18 protein-coding genes and 1 pseudogene are annotated in these 15,559 nt (G+C 65.2%); 11 read left to right on the top strand and 8 right to left on the bottom strand.

Features of this window, described 5'->3' with window-relative positions:
• Positions 1 to 1,509, bottom strand: a complete 1,509-nt coding sequence (locus ACFFF7_RS12765) for a replicative DNA helicase (protein ID WP_379481732.1) — start codon at positions 1,507 to 1,509, stop codon at positions 1 to 3.
• 129 nt (positions 1,510 to 1,638) lie between these two features.
• On the opposite strand from ACFFF7_RS12765, the gene ACFFF7_RS12760 reads away from it, so the two are divergent.
• From ACFFF7_RS12760 to ACFFF7_RS12750, 3 genes are read left to right on the top strand one after another with little or no spacing between them, the layout of a single operon-like run.
• The gene (locus ACFFF7_RS12760; protein ID WP_379481731.1) at positions 1,639 to 2,121 is read left to right on the top strand and encodes a UPF0262 family protein; all 483 of its coding nucleotides are present in this window, start codon (positions 1,639 to 1,641) and stop codon (positions 2,119 to 2,121) included.
• 26 nt (positions 2,122 to 2,147) lie between these two features.
• Positions 2,148 to 2,849, top strand: a complete 702-nt coding sequence (locus tag ACFFF7_RS12755; protein ID WP_379481730.1) for a glycoside hydrolase family 25 protein — start codon at positions 2,148 to 2,150, stop codon at positions 2,847 to 2,849.
• 11 nt (positions 2,850 to 2,860) lie between these two features.
• Complete coding sequence (locus ACFFF7_RS12750; RefSeq protein WP_379481729.1) at positions 2,861 to 3,280, top strand: cytidine deaminase; 420 nt, start codon at positions 2,861 to 2,863, stop codon at positions 3,278 to 3,280.
• A gap of 3 nt (positions 3,281 to 3,283) precedes the next feature.
• Here ACFFF7_RS12750 and ACFFF7_RS12745 read toward each other — a convergent pair whose 3' ends face one another.
• From ACFFF7_RS12745 to ACFFF7_RS12730, 4 genes are all read right to left on the bottom strand, one after another.
• Positions 3,284 to 3,523 (bottom strand): hypothetical protein, encoded by a 240-nt coding sequence (locus tag ACFFF7_RS12745; RefSeq protein ID WP_379481728.1) that lies wholly within the window; start codon positions 3,521 to 3,523, stop codon positions 3,284 to 3,286.
• A gap of 83 nt (positions 3,524 to 3,606) precedes the next feature.
• Positions 3,607 to 4,755, bottom strand: coding sequence for a M14 family metallopeptidase (locus tag ACFFF7_RS12740; protein ID WP_379481727.1), 1,149 nt, complete (start codon positions 4,753 to 4,755; stop codon positions 3,607 to 3,609).
• Complete coding sequence (locus tag ACFFF7_RS12735; RefSeq protein ID WP_379481726.1) at positions 4,752 to 5,345, bottom strand: DUF4136 domain-containing protein; 594 nt, start codon at positions 5,343 to 5,345, stop codon at positions 4,752 to 4,754. The genes ACFFF7_RS12740 and ACFFF7_RS12735 overlap by 4 nt, the downstream gene beginning before the upstream one ends.
• 69 nt (positions 5,346 to 5,414) lie before the next feature.
• Positions 5,415 to 6,119 carry a DUF4136 domain-containing protein gene (locus ACFFF7_RS12730; protein ID WP_379481725.1) on the bottom strand — a complete coding sequence of 235 codons (705 nt, stop codon included), beginning with the start codon at positions 6,117 to 6,119 and terminating at the stop codon, positions 5,415 to 5,417.
• Positions 6,120 to 6,254: 135 nt separating this feature from the next.
• Between ACFFF7_RS12730 and galE the strand changes: the two genes are divergently transcribed.
• The 4 genes from galE (at position 6,255) to ACFFF7_RS12710 (ending at position 10,051) form a co-directional block, all read left to right on the top strand.
• Positions 6,255 to 7,259, top strand: a complete 1,005-nt coding sequence (gene galE / locus ACFFF7_RS12725; RefSeq protein ID WP_379481724.1) for a UDP-glucose 4-epimerase GalE — start codon at positions 6,255 to 6,257, stop codon at positions 7,257 to 7,259.
• Positions 7,260 to 7,330: 71 nt separating this feature from the next.
• Positions 7,331 to 8,959 (top strand): M20/M25/M40 family metallo-hydrolase, encoded by a 1,629-nt coding sequence (locus tag ACFFF7_RS12720; RefSeq protein WP_379481723.1) that lies wholly within the window; start codon positions 7,331 to 7,333, stop codon positions 8,957 to 8,959.
• A gap of 259 nt (positions 8,960 to 9,218) precedes the next feature.
• Positions 9,219 to 9,344: a type B 50S ribosomal protein L36 gene (ykgO, locus tag ACFFF7_RS12715; RefSeq protein ID WP_004210176.1), complete on the top strand. Its 126-nt coding sequence runs from the start codon at positions 9,219 to 9,221 to the stop codon at positions 9,342 to 9,344.
• 95 nt (positions 9,345 to 9,439) lie between these two features.
• A complete protein-coding gene (locus ACFFF7_RS12710) occupies positions 9,440 to 10,051 on the top strand; it encodes an HAD family hydrolase (RefSeq protein ID WP_379481722.1) in 612 nt (203 codons plus the stop codon).
• Positions 10,052 to 10,128: 77 nt separating this feature from the next.
• On the opposite strand, the gene ACFFF7_RS12705 is transcribed toward ACFFF7_RS12710, so the two are convergent.
• Entirely contained in the window at positions 10,129 to 10,473 is a 345-nt protein-coding gene (locus ACFFF7_RS12705; RefSeq protein WP_379481721.1) for a DUF8200 family protein, read from the bottom strand.
• A 195-nt stretch (positions 10,474 to 10,668) separates the two neighbouring features.
• Here ACFFF7_RS12705 and ACFFF7_RS12700 point away from each other — a divergent pair, with 195 nt between their 5' ends.
• Positions 10,669 to 11,181, top strand: coding sequence for a winged helix-turn-helix transcriptional regulator (locus ACFFF7_RS12700; protein ID WP_379481720.1), 513 nt, complete (start codon positions 10,669 to 10,671; stop codon positions 11,179 to 11,181).
• Between the two features lie 66 nt (positions 11,182 to 11,247).
• Entirely contained in the window at positions 11,248 to 11,568 is a 321-nt protein-coding gene (locus tag ACFFF7_RS12695; RefSeq protein WP_379481719.1) for a hypothetical protein, read from the top strand.
• A 179-nt stretch (positions 11,569 to 11,747) separates the two neighbouring features.
• Here the strand turns inward: ACFFF7_RS12695 and ACFFF7_RS12690 are convergent, their stop codons facing one another.
• Together ACFFF7_RS12690 and ACFFF7_RS12685 are read right to left on the bottom strand one after the other, a co-directional pair.
• Complete coding sequence (locus ACFFF7_RS12690) at positions 11,748 to 12,176, bottom strand: hypothetical protein (protein WP_379481718.1); 429 nt, start codon at positions 12,174 to 12,176, stop codon at positions 11,748 to 11,750.
• A gap of 9 nt (positions 12,177 to 12,185) precedes the next feature.
• A pseudogene (locus ACFFF7_RS12685) lies at positions 12,186 to 13,061 on the bottom strand (YifB family Mg chelatase-like AAA ATPase); the annotation flags it as partial.
• Between the two features lie 110 nt (positions 13,062 to 13,171).
• Between ACFFF7_RS12685 and ACFFF7_RS12680 the strand changes: the two are divergent.
• Both ACFFF7_RS12680 and ACFFF7_RS12675 read left to right on the top strand, forming a co-directional pair.
• Positions 13,172 to 14,809: a recombinase family protein gene (locus tag ACFFF7_RS12680; RefSeq protein ID WP_379481717.1), complete on the top strand. Its 1,638-nt coding sequence runs from the start codon at positions 13,172 to 13,174 to the stop codon at positions 14,807 to 14,809.
• A gap of 122 nt (positions 14,810 to 14,931) precedes the next feature.
• On the top strand, positions 14,932 to 15,402 hold the full coding sequence (locus ACFFF7_RS12675; RefSeq protein ID WP_379481716.1) for a hypothetical protein: 471 nt from the start codon (positions 14,932 to 14,934) through the stop codon (positions 15,400 to 15,402).
• The last annotated feature ends 157 nt before the right edge of the window (positions 15,403 to 15,559 follow it).

The raw sequence follows: 15,559 nt of genomic DNA, 5'->3' as shown, positions 1-15,559 counted from the left end.
TCAGTCGTAACTGTGCCCGGCCAGCGAATCATCGGCCAGATCGCTGAACCGGGTGATCCGGCTTTCGAAGCGCAGGCGGACCTTGCCGGTCGAGCCGTGGCGCTGCTTGGCGACGATCAGTTCGGCGGTGCCGTAAACCCGCTCCATTTCGGCCTGCCAGGCGACGTGCGCCTCGTGCGTCTTGGCGTCGTCGTTGTCCTGCGGCACCTTGGGTTCGCGCGCAGCGACGTAATAGTCTTCGCGGAAGACGAACCAGACCATATCGGCGTCCTGCTCGATCGAGCCCGATTCGCGCAGGTCCGACAGCATCGGGCGCTTGTCCTCGCGCTGCTCGACCGCGCGGCTGAGCTGCGACAGCGCGATCACCGGGACGCCCAGTTCCTTGGCCAGGGTCTTCAAGCCGCGGCTGATTTCCGAGATTTCGTTGACCCGGTTGTCATTGGCCCGGCCCGAACCCTGGAGCAGCTGGAGGTAATCGACCACGACCAGGCCGATATCGTGCCGCCGCTTGAGCCGCCGCGCGCGGGTGCGCAGCGCGGCGATCGACAGCGCCGGGGTATCGTCGATGTACAGCGGCAGTTCGGCCAGGCGCTGGCTGGCATAGGACAGCTGCTGGAAATCGTCTCGGCTGATCTTGCCCATGCGCAGCGCCTCGCTGCTGATCCCCGACTGTTCGGCGAGGATACGCGTGGCGAGCTGGTCGGCGCTCATTTCCAGGCTGAAAAAGGCCGTGGCCGCGCCCACCGACTTGTCCGCGGCGATCCCGTCGGCCAAATCGCGGCGTAGCCGGTCGGCCGCGTTGAAGGCGATATTGGTGGCCAGCGAGGTCTTGCCCATGCCGGGGCGGCCGGCCAGGATGATAAGGTCGGAATCGTGCAGCCCGCCGATCTTCTCGTTGACCGAGGTCAGCCCGGTCGTGGTTCCGGAGATGTGCCCGCCTGACAGCAGCGCCTGCTCGATCATGCCCAGTGCGGTGCGGGTCGCGCTGGCAAAGCCCTGTGCCTCGCTGCCGGTGCTGGCCCCTTCGGCAACCTTGTAGAGCGCCGCTTCGGCCGCGGCGATCTGGTCCATCGGCTCGACGCTTTCCGAGGTGTCGAGCGCCGAATTGACCAGATTGCGGCCGACCGAGATCAGTTCGCGCAGCAAGGCCAGGTCATAGATCTGCCCGGCCAGCTCGCGCGGGGCGAGCAGCCCCTGCCCGTCGGCGGTCAGGCGCGCCAGATAGGATGCGCCGCCAAGGTCCTTGAGCGCCTCGTCCGCTTCGAAATAGGGCTTGAGCGTGATCGGCGTGACCACCGCCTTGCGATCGAGCAGCTGCAGGATCCGCTCATAGATGCGCGCGTGGATCGGCTCGAAGAAATGCATCGGCAGCAGCGGAGTCGACAATTCCTCGATCACGCGGTTGTCGATCAGCACCGCGCCAAGGAACGCGGCCTCGGCCTCGACGTTGCTGGGCAGCGCGCGGGCGGCAGTTTCGTCGGGGCGGGTGATCAGTTCGAGTTCGGCCATGGTCGCGCGTTCTTTGCGAAGACCGGCGCGCGGGTGCAAGCCGGAAGAGCGGCGATATTACTCCACAGCCTGTGGAAGGTCACCAGCCCCTTGCCGCGCCATATTGCATCTGCGAAAAGCGCCGCCACCATGGCCGACCCACGGATCATCGACATCGCGCTGGATGAAGCGACGATCCTGTGGCGCAACGCCGATATCGAGCAGGAACGGCGCATCGCGATCTTCGACCTGATCGAGGAGAACACCTTCAAACCGCTGCGCGCCTGGGAGGCCGGTCACCAGGGGCCATACCGCCTGAAACTGTCGGTCGACGACGGCCGCCTGATCCTGGAAGCCAGCAACGAGGACGGCGCGGTGCTGGAAACGCTGATCCTGGGGCTGGGCCGGTTCCGCCGCCCGATCCGCGAATATTTCGCGATCTGCGACAGCTATTACCAGGCGATCCGCCGCGCCACGGCAAGCGAGATCGAAACCATCGACATGGCCCGCCGCGGGGTCCACAACGAAGCGGCGGAGATGCTGCTGGAACGGCTGGAAGGCAAGGTCGAAACCGACTTCGCCACGGCGCGGCGGCTGTTTACCCTGATCTGCGTGCTGCATATCAGGGGCTGAAGAAGACGGGGCGCAGAACAACACCTATGGCTCGCAAGAATCCTTCCCGCCGGCTGCGGCTGCGCCTGCTTGGCGTGCTTGGCCTGCTGGCGCTGATCGGTGGCGGCTGGGCGTGGTGGCAAGTCCGGCACTGGCAGCCGCCGCGCAGCGCCTATCCGATGCAGGGCGCCGAGATCGGCACCGGCGACGGACCGGTCGACTGGAAGGCGCTCAAAGCGATCGGCGCGGATTTCGCCTACCTCGATGCCTCGGCCAGCGCCTTTGCCCGCGACGACAGTTTCGCCCGCAACCTTGAAGAGGCCAAGGCGGCCAAGGTCCAGATCGGGGCGCTGCACCGTTATGATCCGTGCCAGCCGGCCGAACGCCAGGCGGCCAACTTCGTCACTGTGGTCCCGCGCGATTCGACCATGCTGCCGCCCGCGGTCGAACTCGACATGCTGGGCGACGATTGCCCGACGCCGGTCAGCGACCAGGGTATCGAAAGCGAGCTGACCACCTTCCTCAACCAGATCGAGAACCACACCGGCAAGCCGGCAATTCTCAAGCTGACGGCCCGCTTCCAGTCGCGCTACAAGATCGCCTCGCAGATCGATCGCAACCTGTGGCTGGTGCGCACCCGGTTCCAGCCCGACTATGCCGGCCGCCCGTGGACGCTGTGGACGGCCAATGCCACGCTCAGCACCGAAGCGGGTGAGGCCGGGCTGCGCTGGGTCGTGGTACAACCGTGATGGAGCCGCCGATGACCGATCGTGACACCCTGATCGCCGCGGCGCGCGAGGCGCTGACCCGGGCCTATGCACCCTACAGCAAGTTCCATGTCGGGGCGGCACTGGCCTTTGCCGACGGTACTGTGGTGACCGGCGCCAATGTCGAGAACGCCAGCTATGGCCTGACGCTGTGCGCGGAAACCGCGGCCGTGGCACGGGCGATGAACGACGGCGTGCGCGGTGCGCTGATGGCTGTGGCGGTGACCGGCGGACCGCTTGGCCAGCTGGGCGATCCGGTCGCCCCGTGCGGACGGTGCCGCCAGGTGCTGAGCGAGCTGGCCCAGCTTGGCGGCACCGATCCGCTGGTGTGGTGCGCCGGGGCAAGCGACGTCACCGAATTCCGGCTATCGGACCTGTTGCCGAATGCCTTCGGTCCGGCCAGCCTGACCTAGTTCTTACTTGGTCGCGTTGTCGGCGGCCTTCTTGGCGGCGTCGCCGACGTCCTGCGCAGCATTGCCGACATCCTTGGCAGCCTGGGCCACGGCGTTGTTCTTGGCGGCGTTGCTGCTCGAATAGTTCATGAAGAAGATCGCGCCGACGACCAGCGCGATGATCAGAACAATGCCGATCAGCCACGATCCGCCGCTGCTGCCGTTTTCCTTGATGATGGTGACGTTGGGTTGTTCTTCGGACATGGTTGCCTCCTGCTTGGTACAGGTGGCCAAACGGTCCGCTGCCGGATTGGTTCCCGGCTATGACCCCCAGTGCACGCAGAGCCTTAGACTGCGGCGCGCTCCTGGGCCCATTCGAGCAGCGCCCCTAGGCAGTCGCGGCCCAGCTGCGCGCTGCGCTCCGGCGACCAGCCCTGAGCCGCGTCGGGCAGCGCGTCATAGTCCTTGAACGGCATTTCCAGCGTCATCGACACCGCGCCGAAACGCTCGGCCAGCTGGTTGGTCGACATGGTCATGTTGGCATGTCCGGCACGGGCGACCGGATAGCCCAGCCTGGTCTGGAAATCGGGCGTGCGCCGGGCGAGGATCGCCTTGTAGCGATCGAACCCATCCTGCAGACCTTGCGACCATGACGGGATGCCTTCGAACCCGGCGAGGAACACCGCCGGGATCGCCTCGTCGCCGTGGACGTCCATCGCGAAATGCACGCCGGTTTCGTCCATGGCACCCCGGATCGCCAGCACCTCGGGCGATTTGTCCGCGCTGGGCGCGGCCCATTCGCGGTTGAGGTTGATCCCGGCATAGTTGGTGCGCAGGTGACCGCGCCGCGACCCGTCGGGATTGGCGTTGGGGACCACGTGGAAGCGGCACAGCTGACGCAGCCGCCGGGCGACCGGATCAGCCTCGTCAGTCAGGCAATCGAGCGCGCCTTCCATCCACCATTCGGCCATCGATTCGCCGGGATGCTGGCGGGCATAGAGCCACACCTGCAGATCGCCCTCGCCCAGTTCGAGGCAGTCGATCGGCTGGCCTTCGAGGCTGTGGCCCAGGCAGCGATAGGACACGCCCTCGGCGCCGGCCGCCTCGGCGATCAGATCGTGATGCCGCTCCATCGAATAGGGCGCGAAATAGGCGAACCAGGCCAGATCGCTTTCGGGCAGATAGCGGATGGTCAGGGTGCCGCCATCGGCCTGCTTGTCATAGCTGCAGTCGGCGCGGCCCCAGAATTCGCGGTCCTCGCTGACCGCGGCGTCATAGCCGGGCCAGCCATCGGGATAGGCCGAGGCGGACAGACCGGTAATCCTGAGCGTAAGTTCACGCCCCGCCGCCCCGGCGACACGGAAATGGAACCACTGGAAGAAGTCCGATTCGCGGTCCTTGCGGATGCGCAGGTTGGCGGTGGCGCCGGAAACGGACAGAACTTCGATGTTGCCGCTGTCGAAAGCGGCGTCGATGGAGATGTTCGGCAGGGTCATTTGACCTCGATAGTCTCACCCGACTGGCCAGGAAAGCCCTTGAACAGGGCTTCGCTGATCTTCGCTGCGGCAAGGTCGGTCGAGGCGAGCGGCGAGTGGCTGTCCACCGTGAAGCTGGCCCGGCCTTCCCACAGGGTCTGGCCGGTGGCGCGATCCCTGATCATCACCCCCAGCTCGGTCTGGACCTGCTGCGCGGGCTTGCCGCCCAGGTTGAAGCCCAGGCCGATGCCGAGCCCGCTGCCATAGCTGCCGGTCGAACCGCCGACCCCCACGGAAACCGGGCCGTCGCGGCGCACAGGATCGGTCACCGCGCGGCTGAGGCGCAGCTGGGCGATCTGGCTGCCCTGGCCCGAAACGGCCTCGCCATAGCCAAGCAGAGCCAGCTGGCGTTGCACGGCGATCTGGTAGGTCTGCCATTCGAGCGACTTGCCATCGGTGCCCGGTGCCGGTTCGACCGCGATCGTGCCCTTGCCCAGCGGGCTGATATCCGCGGCGTGAAAGCGGGTGACCTGGACCGGTCCGACCGGCGCGACGCAGCCCGCCAGGGCGGCTAGACCAAGGGCGGCAAGCACAAAGGGCAGCAACTTCATCACGGGCGACCTTTCAGGGCATTCTGACCGGACGAATGTGTCCTGCAATTCCGGCGCGTGCAAGCGCGCTCAGCGCTTCAGGCTTTCCGCGCCGGTGCGCAGCGGGAAACCGTCGAACAGGGCATGGCTCAGACGTTCGGCGATGGCGCTGTCGTTCCACTTGGCATCGCCGTCACGCGTCGCGATCGCGGCGCGTCCTTCCCACAGCACCGCGCCGCTGGCGCGGTCGCGGATGCGGGTTTCGAGCAGGGTCGAAAGCAGCGCCTTGCGCGGCTTGGTCGCATCGACATAGAGGCCGAGCCCGAGCATCGATCCGCGGTTCGACAGGCCGACGCTCATTTCGCCGCTGACCGGCTTGCGCTTGACCTCGGCCGGCTGCACTTCGCTGCGTACGATGCGCACTTCGGCGATCTGCCCGCCAGCCCCGGCCGTTGCGGCCTGATAGCCGGCCTGAAGCAGTTCGTTCTCGACCGCGGCCTGGAACGTCGCGTCCTGGCGCAGGTTGGTCCCGCCGGCGCCGCCCGGCGCGGCAACCACCGCGATTGTCCCGCTACGCAGCGTGGTCGCGGCCTCGCCTTCGGCACGGAACCGGGCAATCTCGATCCGGCCATCGGCCGCAGCAGCATTGCGCGATTGCCACGCCGGTTCATGGCCGCCACGCCCCAGCGGATCGCCGGGGCCGTCCCACGGGCCGGACTGGGCCATGAGCGCCCCGCTTGACAGGGTCAGCGCCAGCGCCGCGACGGCTATGCGGGAAATGGTGGCAGTCGTCATCGCTGGACCTTTCGGGGCCGGAGGTATCGTTTGCCCCGCCCTCTCTTCGGCCTGCCACCTTTCCCGGCGATGAATGCGTATTCGTTCGCCGGTTTAGGCTTTCGGTTTTGCGCAGGTTCCCGCTAAATGGCGACGATGACCACGAAACTTCCCGTTCTCGTCACCGGCGGCGCCGGCTATATCGGCAGCCATGCCGTCCTTGCCCTGACCGATGCCGGTTGGCCGGTCGCGGTGATCGACAACCTGACCACCGGGTTTCGCTGGGCCGTGCCCGAAGGCGTGCCGTTCTACCAGGGCGATATCGAGGACGGCGAACTGCTGGCGCGGATCTTTGCCGAACAGAAGATCGGTGCGGTGATGCATTTCGCCGGGTCGATCATCGTCCCCGAATCGGTCGAGAACCCGCTCAAATACTATCACAACAACACTGCCAAGAGCCGCGCACTGATTGCCGCCGCCGTGGCCGCCGGGATCCCGCACTTCATCTTCAGCTCGACCGCCGCGACCTATGGCGTGCCCCGGACATCGCCGGTGACCGAGGATGCCGACAAGGCGCCGATCAATCCCTATGGCATGTCCAAACTGATGACCGAGACCATGCTGGCCGACGTCGCCCGGGCGCATCCGATCAACTATTGCGCGCTGCGCTATTTCAACGTCGCCGGGGCCGATCCGCGCGCGCGCACCGGCCAATCGACCGCCGGGGCAACCCACCTGATCAAGGTCGCGGTCGAAGCCGCGCTGGGCAAGCGCGATACGGTCGAGGTTTTCGGCACCGACTATGCTACGCCTGATGGCACCGGGGTGCGCGACTATATCCATGTCAGCGATCTCGCCGATGCCCACGTCCTCGCGCTCGAGGCGCTGATCGATCAGCCGGCCCGCTCGCTGACCATGAACGCGGGCTACGGCAGCGGCTTCTCGGTGCTGCAGGTGCTCGATGCGGTCGACCGGGTGACCAATCGCACCATCCAGCGCAAGCTCAGCCCGCGCCGCGCCGGCGATCCCGACGCGCTGATTTCGGACAATCGCCGGATCAAGGCGACCCTGCCGTGGCAGCCGAAGTATGCCGACCTCGATACGATCGTCGCGCACGCCCTGGCCTGGGAACGTCGTTTGTCGGAAATTCGCGACACCTGACGGAAGTCCACCCTTGGCGCGCAGGCTTTGTTGTGCAAGCCTGCATTATTCGTCTTAGGGGATGTCATAATATGTCGAAATCCGGCTTGCTTGCCGCCGCCGCGCTCTGTGCGCTGGCCGCTGTCTCTTCCGCGCCCGTTCTGGCCGACGCCAGCGACGCCCAGGTTAATGCCGTCATCGATGAGGGGCTCAACCGCAGCGAGGCGATGACCACCGCCTCGGCGCTGATGGACGGGATCGGCCCGCGCCTGACCAATTCGGAGAACTATCGCCGCGCGGCCGATTGGGCCGTGGCGCGCTTCCAGTCGATGGGCCTGCAGAACGTCCACCGCGAAGGCTTCGACTTCGGCCTTGGCTGGAATGTCGATTCGTACCGGGCGACAATGATCGCGCCGCGGCGGATCGAGATGACGGTGATGCCTGTCGCCTGGTCGCCGCCAACCAATGGCACGCTGCGCGCGCCAATCATCATCGCCCCGGTCGGCAATCCGGGCCGGTTCGAACTGTGGAAGCAGGAATGGAAGGGCAAGCTGGCCGGCAAGATCGTCCTGACCTCGCTGCCCGGGACCACGCAGGAACCGACCAAGCCGCTGTTCCGCCGCCTGGATGACAAGGAAATCGGCGAGGCCGACAAGTTCGACCTGCCCAGCTTCGATCCCGCGGCGATGGACCGCCGGGTCAAGCGGGTGACCTATCCGCTCGACCTCAGCCGCTTCCTCAAGGACGAAGGCGCGCTGGCCCAGGTCAAGATCAGCTACCGCGACGGCAAGCTGGTCCACGGCGAAGGCTATAACTATCGCCCCGGCGAGACTCTGGCCCTGCCCGCCTTCGAGCTTGCCGCCGAGGATTACCGCCGCCTGGTCCGCCTGGCCAAGACCGGCCCCGCGTCCGAAATCGAACTAAGCCTTGCGGCGCGCTTCGATGACAGCACCTTGCAGGCGCAGAACCTGTTCGGCGACATTGTCGGCAGCGACCCCAAGGCCGGCTACGTCATGGCCGGGGGCCACTTCGATTCGTGGATCGCGGGCGACGGCGCCGCCGACAACGGCGCGGGCAGCGCGGTGGTGATGGAGGCGGCGCGCATTCTCAGCCGCCTGGGCGTGAAGCCGCGCCGCACGATCCGCTTTGCCCTGTGGGCGGGCGAGGAGCAGGGCCTGCTCGGCAGCCGCGCCTATATCGAACAGCATCTCGCCACGCGTCCGGTCGATCCCAAGCTGGGCGGGATTGCCGCCTATGCCGCCTGGGCCAATGCCTGGCCGATCACTCCCAAGGCTGGCTACAATGACCTGAAAGCCTATTTCAATCTCGACAACGGCGGCGGCAAGGTTCGCGGGATCTATGCCGAGAACAACATCGCCGCCGAACCGATGCTGAAGAAATGGCTGTCCCCGTTCGACGGGATGGGCGCGAGCCGGGTGGTGACCAGCAAGACCGGCGGCACCGACCACGTCTTCATGCAGGCGATCGGCCTGCCTGGTTACCAGTTCATCCAGGACCCGCTGGATTACGACAGCCGGGTCCACCACTCCAACCTTGATACGCTGGACCACATGCGCGGCGACGATCTGCGCCAGGCGGCGACGATCATGGCGGCCATGCTGCTGCAGGCCGCCAACAGCGACAAGGACCTGCCGCGCCAGCCGCTGCCGACGAAGCCGGTGCCGACCGATCCTTTCAAGGTGACCGATCCGGATGAATAAGTAGGGCGGAGGCCAAGTTTTGTTGGTGCGCTATCGACATCCTTCGATAGCCAGCATCACCGGCCCGCTCCCCTGCCCGACCACCCATAGGATACCATGAACGGGTGGTCGGGCAGGGGGAGCGGGCCGGTGATGCCAAGAGTGGCCCGGATGGGCCGAACGCACCAGCAAAATGACTCTCATCTCTTGACTTCGCGCCCCGTCACCCATAACGGCCCCACTTCCAATTTCCGCGGGATTTGCCCGCACGAGAGAAACCATGAAGATTCGCAACAGCCTCAAGTCGCTCAAGGGCCGCCACCGCGACAACCGCGTGATTCGCCGCCGTGGCCGCACTTACGTGATCAACAAGACCAACCGCCGCTTCAAGGCGCGCCAGGGCTGATTCGCCCTGGCTGGCCGGTTTGCCGGCCGGTCTAACAACGGCCCGCCTCCACACGGAGCGCGGGCCGCTGCTGTTTCTGAGCCATGGAGCAAGGCATGAGCGCGATAGAGGCCGTGGTGTTCGATGTCGGCAATGTGCTGGTCCAGTGGGACCGGCGCCTGCCTTATCTGGACCATTTCGACGATCCGGCGGCGCTCGATCGCTTCCTTGAAGAGGTCATCCCGCTGTCATGGCACGGTGAGCACGACGCCGGGCGCCCGGCGGCGGACATGGTCGCAGAACGCAGCGCGCTGTTCCCCCAGTACGCCGCGCTGATTGCCGACTGGTTCGCGCGCTTCAACGATTCGATCCCCGGGCCGGTGCCGGGCAGCCCCGAACTGGTCGAGGCGCTGCATGCGGGCGGCGTGCCGCTCTACGCGATCACCAATTTCGGCGCCGACACCTGGGCCGGCTTTGCCCCGACCTTTCCGCTGCTGAACCGGTTCCGCGATATCGTCGTCTCAGGCGACGAAAAGCTGACCAAGCCCGGTGCGGCGATCTACGCGCTGGCCGAGCGGCGCTTTGGCCATGCCCCGGAAACGATGCTGTTCATTGACGATAGCCTGCCCAATGTCACCGCCGCGCGCGAACGCGGCTGGCATGGGCACCATTTCACCGATGCCGCTGGCCTCGAACGCGATCTGCGCGCCCGCGGCCTGCTCGGCTGAGCCCAAAAAAGAAGGCCCCCGTCTTGCGACGGAGGCCTGTCTAGGGGGGGCTGTCAGGAAGCCTGGAGAATTACGCCTCAGGCGGCGGCGTTGCAGCGCTGAAGGTCTTCAGCGCCAAGATCGCCCTTGGGCGTGGCGAACTTGGAAACCGCGCCAAAGGTCTTGACGACCTGGCGGCAGGTGTTGACCGGACGAGCACCGTCGACGGCGCCGACGCAGGAATCGCCTTCGCACTTCCACAGGACACCGTTGACGACCTTCTTGGCCGGGGCTTCAAGGCCCGCTGCCAGGGTCGCGGAATAGGCGTTGGTGCCGGCATGGGCCGGCGAGACGGTGGCGCCAAAGCTGGCGATGGTGCCGGCCAGGGCAAGGCCCGCGGCAAGGAACAGGCGCGGGAAGGCGTTCTGGGTCTGGGTGATCATGGTATTTCCCCTTTTCGTGTCTGCACACAGGGATCGGCAATCCTGGGAGGGAGGGCATGTCGATTTGCGTTGCGAATCACTACCTATCAGGATAGGTTTTCAGTTGCAACGTGAAACTGTGCGTCGCAGCAAAGATTTTTTTGTGCACCCTCAAGGCGGAATGCGTTAGGGTCTGCACCAAGAAGAGGATCGCCAATGGGAAAGCTCCACGAACCGCTCGATAGCCAGAACTGCGGCCTGCCCGCAGCGCTTGAGGTCATGGGTGAACGCTGGTCGTTTATGATCCTGCGCGCCGCCTTCAACGGCCTGCATCATTTCGAGGAGTTCCTGGGCGTGCTGGGCATTGCCCGCAACATCCTCTCCAACCGGCTGGCCCGCCTGGTCGAGCACGGCATCATGAAGCGCGAGCCGCTGCCCGACGATCGCCGCAAGATCGAATACCGCCTGACCGAAAAGGGGCTGGACCTGCTTCCGGCGATGCTGGCGCTGCGCCAGTGGGGCGAAAAGTACGGCGAAGGCGTGCCGAGCAATCCGGTGCTGTGCGATTGCGTGGACGGCCGGCCGATCGCCCCGATTGAAATCCATGCCCACGACGGCCGCACCCTGGGCCCCAAGGATCTGGAATGGCGCGACCGGGCCGACGTCGGCGCGGCCGTGCATGACGATTCGGACGCCCCAGTCCGCCCGGCCCTGAACGCGCTGCGCTGAACGACCTGGGCGCAATGCCTACGTATTCCGATTTGCATTTTCGCGCATCTTGCGCATTATGCTGCAATGCAACAAGCCCCGGACCTGCCCGCCAGCGATGAACGCAAATTTCTGGAAGCGATCGCCCGCCGCGTCCTGATCCGCGCCGATTACAACAGCACCCAGCTGGTCCTCGCCCCGCACCAGCTGTTCGAACGCCACGACGAACTCTACGTCGGCGCGCTCAACACCGGCAAGGCTTGGCGCAGCGACGACGAGCGGCGCCTGGGCTATTTCAAGCTCAAGGGCCTCAGCAACGTCGCGGTGACCGAAGACGGTTTCGACCCGCTGGCGCTGGAGGATGACGCCCTACCGCGCGAGACCGACCGGCTGCTCTTCGCGATCTGAACGAAGCCTGCAATTCAAGAACGGCATGCTTAAGATCATCATCCCGGACGTGTTTCAGGATAGATTTCGTCGTTCGTGGCAAAGTGCGAACTGACAAGCCAGCCGGCAAATTATGGTTGCAATTGCGAGCAGCGAATCGTGCGGGACTAAGGACCCTGAAACAAGTTCAGTGTGACAAGTTAGGCCTTGGTGTGCTCGGCGAACCAGATCATTCGCTGCGTACCCCACGTCCAGCCCGTCATCCCGCCGCTGAATATTGAAAGCGCGAGAGGCCAGACGCCGTAGCCGGTACGTTGAATCCACATTGCGGCCATAACCATCAATGGTCCCGTTAGAGCACCTAAGGCTGCGTACGTTATAGGCACGTCCGCTTTCGTCCTGCGAAAAAGCAGCGTCGCAGGGACTCCGATAAGCAAGCTTGAAAGAAGCACGAAACAGAGCGTGATAATGATTGGCCAGCCAACAAGGGACGCAATCAGTGTCAACTTAGAAGTCCAATCGGTCGAATCTGACAACACAAGCATCGCGGCCAAAAATGCAAACATGACTGGGAGCCAGGCCCCGGCTAGAGTCCCAACCAAGACTGCGCGGACAAAGATCTTGAGCATTTTACCTGCCTAAGCCCGCGGCGCGGTCCGGCGGTAGCTCAGCGCTTCGGCCACATGGATCCGCCCCACCCCCTCGCTCCCACTGAGATCGGCGATGGTCCGCGCCACCCGTAGCATCCGGGTGTAGCCGCGCGCCGAGAGGCGCATCGCTTCGGCGGCCTGGAGCAGCAGCTTGCGTCCCGGGTCGTCCGGGGTCGCGTGGATTTCGAGCAAGTCGCCGTCGAGTTCGGCATTGCTGCGCCGCCCGGTGCCATCCAGCCGCGCAGTCTGGACCCGACGCGCGGCGGCGACGCGGGCGGCGACTTCGGCGCTGCCTTCGCCGGGTGGCGGCAGGGCGAGGTCGGCAGCGCTGACCGGGTCGACTTCGACATGCAGGTCGATCCGATCGAGCAGCGGCCCACTGACCTTGCCCTGATAGTCGGCGGCGCAGCGCGGGGCGCGGGAACAGCCCAGCGCCGGATCGCCGAGGTGGCCGCAGCGGCACGGGTTCATCGCCGCGACCAGCTGGACTCGTGCCGGAAAGGTGACGTGGGCATTGGCGCGGGCGACATCGACCACCCCGGCTTCAAGCGGCTGGCGCAGCGAATCGAGCACCGCGCGCTGAAATTCGGGCAATTCGTCGAGAAACAGCACGCCAAGATGGGCCAGGCTGACCTCGCCTGGCTTGACCCGCAGGCCCCCGCCGGTCAGCGCCGCCATCGAGGCCGAATGGTGTGGCGACCGGAACGGCCGGGCGCGGCTGATCCGCCCCTCTTCCAGCGTGCCCGCGACCGAGGCGACCATCGACACTTCGAGCGCTTCGGCCGCGGAGAGCTCAGGCAATATCCCGGGCAGGCACGAAGCGAGCAGCGACTTGCCCGCGCCGGGCGGCCCGATCATCAGCATTAGACGCTCCTGAAGACCCCAATTGGCACACACCATTGGGGAGTGAAGGCCCCGGCAATTGGTCAGCCCTTTGGGGAGTGAGGCCCCGCCGTAAACGACAGGAGCAACGAATGAGACAATCAGCCGCCCTCAGGGTCATCCCGCAGGACCTCCCTGCCGAAGCCCCGCGCGTCTACAGCTACACCCGATTTTCCACCCCCGAACAGGCGCAAGGCGACAGCTTCCGAAGGCAGGCCGACGCGGCGGCCCGATGGGTCTCCCGCAAGAATGCCGAACGGGAAGCCGACGGCCTTGCCCCGGTTGCGCTGGACGAAACCTTGAACCTGAAGGACCTTGGGGTCTCCGCCTTCCGGGGGGCCAACACGGCAGAGGATAGTGGGTTGGGCGGCTTTGTCTTCGCCTGCCGGGAAGGGTTGATCGCCCCCGGCTCCTACCTGCTAGTTGAGAGCCTAGACCGGATTAGCCGAATGCCGCCCCGCAGGGTCTCCCGGCTCTTGGACGACATCGTGGAGGCAGGGGTTACAGTCGTCACGCTAAGCGACGGACTGGAGTATGACGCTCAGCGGCTCGACAGCGACGCCTCGGCGCTCCTGATCGCCCTAATGGTCTCTTGGCGCGCCCATGAGGAAAGCAAGGTGAAGGGCCAGCGGGTTGCCGCCGCGTGGGCCGAAAAGCGCCTTAGGGTCCGCGACGGACGCGACACAAAGCTGACCAGCCGAGGCCCCGGTTGGCTGCACTGGACGGGGGAGCATTGGCAGGAGCGACAGCCCCATGCCGAGACCGTCCGGCGGGTCTATCGCTGGACGCTGGAGGGACTGGGCGAACACAAGATCGCTGAGCGCCTTAACGCCGCCAAGGTCCCGACTATGGGCCGCAGTTCGATGTGGCACCGTTCGACTATCGCCAAGCTCCTGCGCAATCCGGCAGTCATTGGCACCCTGACCCCCGGCAGGATGGACTACGGGACGGGGAAGCGAGAGCGTTGCCTAGAGGAGGGTATTGAGGGGGCTTATCCTGCCGTAATCGACCGGGGGGATTGGCTGGCCGTCCGGGCGATCAAAGACGGGCGCACCCCCGCCGTCAAAGGCAGGGGCGCAAAGGCCCCGCTGTCCAACCTGTTCGCAGGGCTGGCCCGCTGTCCCGACTGCGGCGCGGCTATGACGCGGGTCTACAAGGGCAGCGGGAGCAAGGGCGGCAAACCCAAGCTTGTCTGCACTCGCGCCAAGGCCGGGGCGGCTCCCCACCCCTACCGCTCCGTCCCGTTGGACCTCCTACAAGAAGCCTTTGAGCGCGACTGGCAGGCGATCCTTGCGGACATCCCGGCGGGGGAAGCGGGGGGTGGGCTGGACGCCGAACACGCCAACCTGTCCGCTGTGATCGCGGAGACCGAGAGCGAAGTCGAGCGGTTGGTGGGGCTTTGCCAGCGGCACCCATCGCAGTCCGTTGCCAGCCGGGTCCGTGCGCTGGAGGCCCAGCTAACCTCCCTGCGGGCGGACCTCAGCCGCCTAGAGGACCAGCGGGCGATTGCCGACCACGGGCTAGTCGTGGCCCGCGTGGGAGCATTGCAGGACGCTATGGGCCTTGGGGAGGAGCCCCGGCCACTCGATATTAGCCGGGTGAATGCCGCCCTGAGGGCAATCTTTGAGGGGGTTACGGTTGACCATCTAGCAGGAGTTCTAGCCCTCCGCTGGCGACAAGGCGGCGAGAGCACAATCCGCTTTGCATGGCCGGACCGGCTGGCTCGATAGCCCCATGTTGAACTATTCAATTGAGGGATTCTCTCCGATTGAACCTCTCACGATCAATGATTTAGCGACTTCACTTAACGAGCAAGCATTCTAAATTGCTTGCACCACAACAGGAGATTTTGATGTTTACACTTGAATTGCCTCAGCCGGTTTCAGAATTAGTCGCCGGGACAATTTTCCACTCCATTGCCCCGAACGGGACATCGCTGCTCTATATGCGGGCGAAGCTAAGGGAAAACGCCTACGCTGTTTCTCTTGGTTCCCCGGGGATCGGAGACTTCTCAGCGTTTGCTGGAGAGTTGATCGACCTGGACGATCATCCAAACTTGCTGGGTGTTTGCGTCCCGAACGCTACTATCAACTACGACCCCGCTCTTATGACTGGACAGTCAGGTCAGCGAATCCTTGATAGGTCAGATTGGTGCGTCGCTAATCGAGAGGGCGTCTGGCTTCGAGCCGGGAATTACTGGCTAGACACTGGGTCTGGCGCAATTTCGGGTGATCGTCCGGCCAGCCCGTGGGTCAGTGTCAACTTGGCCGCTGTGCGCATCAATGGCGGAGAAACGCTGCTTGCATTGTCGCCGGACGCTTAGGCGACGGGGGGAGGTGTAGCGCCTGCTGTGCCTCCCTCAACAATTAGTCAGCCCCCTTGAAGAGAGAACCAATTTTAGTCCCGTTTCGGCCGCAGCTAATTGGCACACACCCTTGGTGAAATGAAACATCTCCCGCAGGCTCCCTCACGTATACGCG

The organism is Novosphingobium aquiterrae (assembly GCF_042434435.1).
Classification (GTDB): Bacteria; Pseudomonadota; Alphaproteobacteria; order Sphingomonadales; family Sphingomonadaceae; genus Novosphingobium; species Novosphingobium aquiterrae.
Note: the sequence above shows the minus strand (reverse complement) of the source record. Positions and strands in the feature narration are given on the sequence as shown.

Bases quoted from the DNA above. Each gene is read 5' to 3' on its own strand.
- ACFFF7_RS12700 (WP_379481720.1), top strand. From the start codon at position 10,669: ATGGGAAAGCTCCACGAACCGCTCGATAGCCAGAACTGCGGCCTGCCC.
- ACFFF7_RS12755 (WP_379481730.1), top strand. From the start codon at position 2,148: ATGGCTCGCAAGAATCCTTCCCGCCGGCTGCGGCTGCGCCTGCTTGGC.
- ACFFF7_RS12745 (WP_379481728.1), bottom strand. From the start codon at position 3,523: ATGTCCGAAGAACAACCCAACGTCACCATCATCAAGGAAAACGGCAGC.
- ACFFF7_RS12680 (WP_379481717.1), top strand. From the start codon at position 13,172: ATGAGACAATCAGCCGCCCTCAGGGTCATCCCGCAGGACCTCCCTGCC.
- ACFFF7_RS12705 (WP_379481721.1), bottom strand. From the start codon at position 10,473: ATGATCACCCAGACCCAGAACGCCTTCCCGCGCCTGTTCCTTGCCGCG.
- ACFFF7_RS12710 (WP_379481722.1), top strand. From the start codon at position 9,440: ATGAGCGCGATAGAGGCCGTGGTGTTCGATGTCGGCAATGTGCTGGTC.
- ACFFF7_RS12735 (WP_379481726.1), bottom strand. From the start codon at position 5,345: ATGAAGTTGCTGCCCTTTGTGCTTGCCGCCCTTGGTCTAGCCGCCCTG.
- ACFFF7_RS12750 (WP_379481729.1), top strand. From the start codon at position 2,861: ATGACCGATCGTGACACCCTGATCGCCGCGGCGCGCGAGGCGCTGACC.
- ACFFF7_RS12695 (WP_379481719.1), top strand. From the start codon at position 11,248: ATGCAACAAGCCCCGGACCTGCCCGCCAGCGATGAACGCAAATTTCTG.
- ACFFF7_RS12730 (WP_379481725.1), bottom strand. From the start codon at position 6,119: ATGACGACTGCCACCATTTCCCGCATAGCCGTCGCGGCGCTGGCGCTG.
- galE (WP_379481724.1), top strand. From the start codon at position 6,255: ATGACCACGAAACTTCCCGTTCTCGTCACCGGCGGCGCCGGCTATATC.
- ykgO (WP_004210176.1), top strand. From the start codon at position 9,219: ATGAAGATTCGCAACAGCCTCAAGTCGCTCAAGGGCCGCCACCGCGAC.
- ACFFF7_RS12760 (WP_379481731.1), top strand. From the start codon at position 1,639: ATGGCCGACCCACGGATCATCGACATCGCGCTGGATGAAGCGACGATC.
- ACFFF7_RS12675 (WP_379481716.1), top strand. From the start codon at position 14,932: ATGTTTACACTTGAATTGCCTCAGCCGGTTTCAGAATTAGTCGCCGGG.
- ACFFF7_RS12720 (WP_379481723.1), top strand. From the start codon at position 7,331: ATGTCGAAATCCGGCTTGCTTGCCGCCGCCGCGCTCTGTGCGCTGGCC.
- ACFFF7_RS12690 (WP_379481718.1), bottom strand. From the start codon at position 12,176: ATGCTCAAGATCTTTGTCCGCGCAGTCTTGGTTGGGACTCTAGCCGGG.
- ACFFF7_RS12765 (WP_379481732.1), bottom strand. From the start codon at position 1,509: ATGGCCGAACTCGAACTGATCACCCGCCCCGACGAAACTGCCGCCCGC.
- ACFFF7_RS12740 (WP_379481727.1), bottom strand. From the start codon at position 4,755: ATGACCCTGCCGAACATCTCCATCGACGCCGCTTTCGACAGCGGCAAC.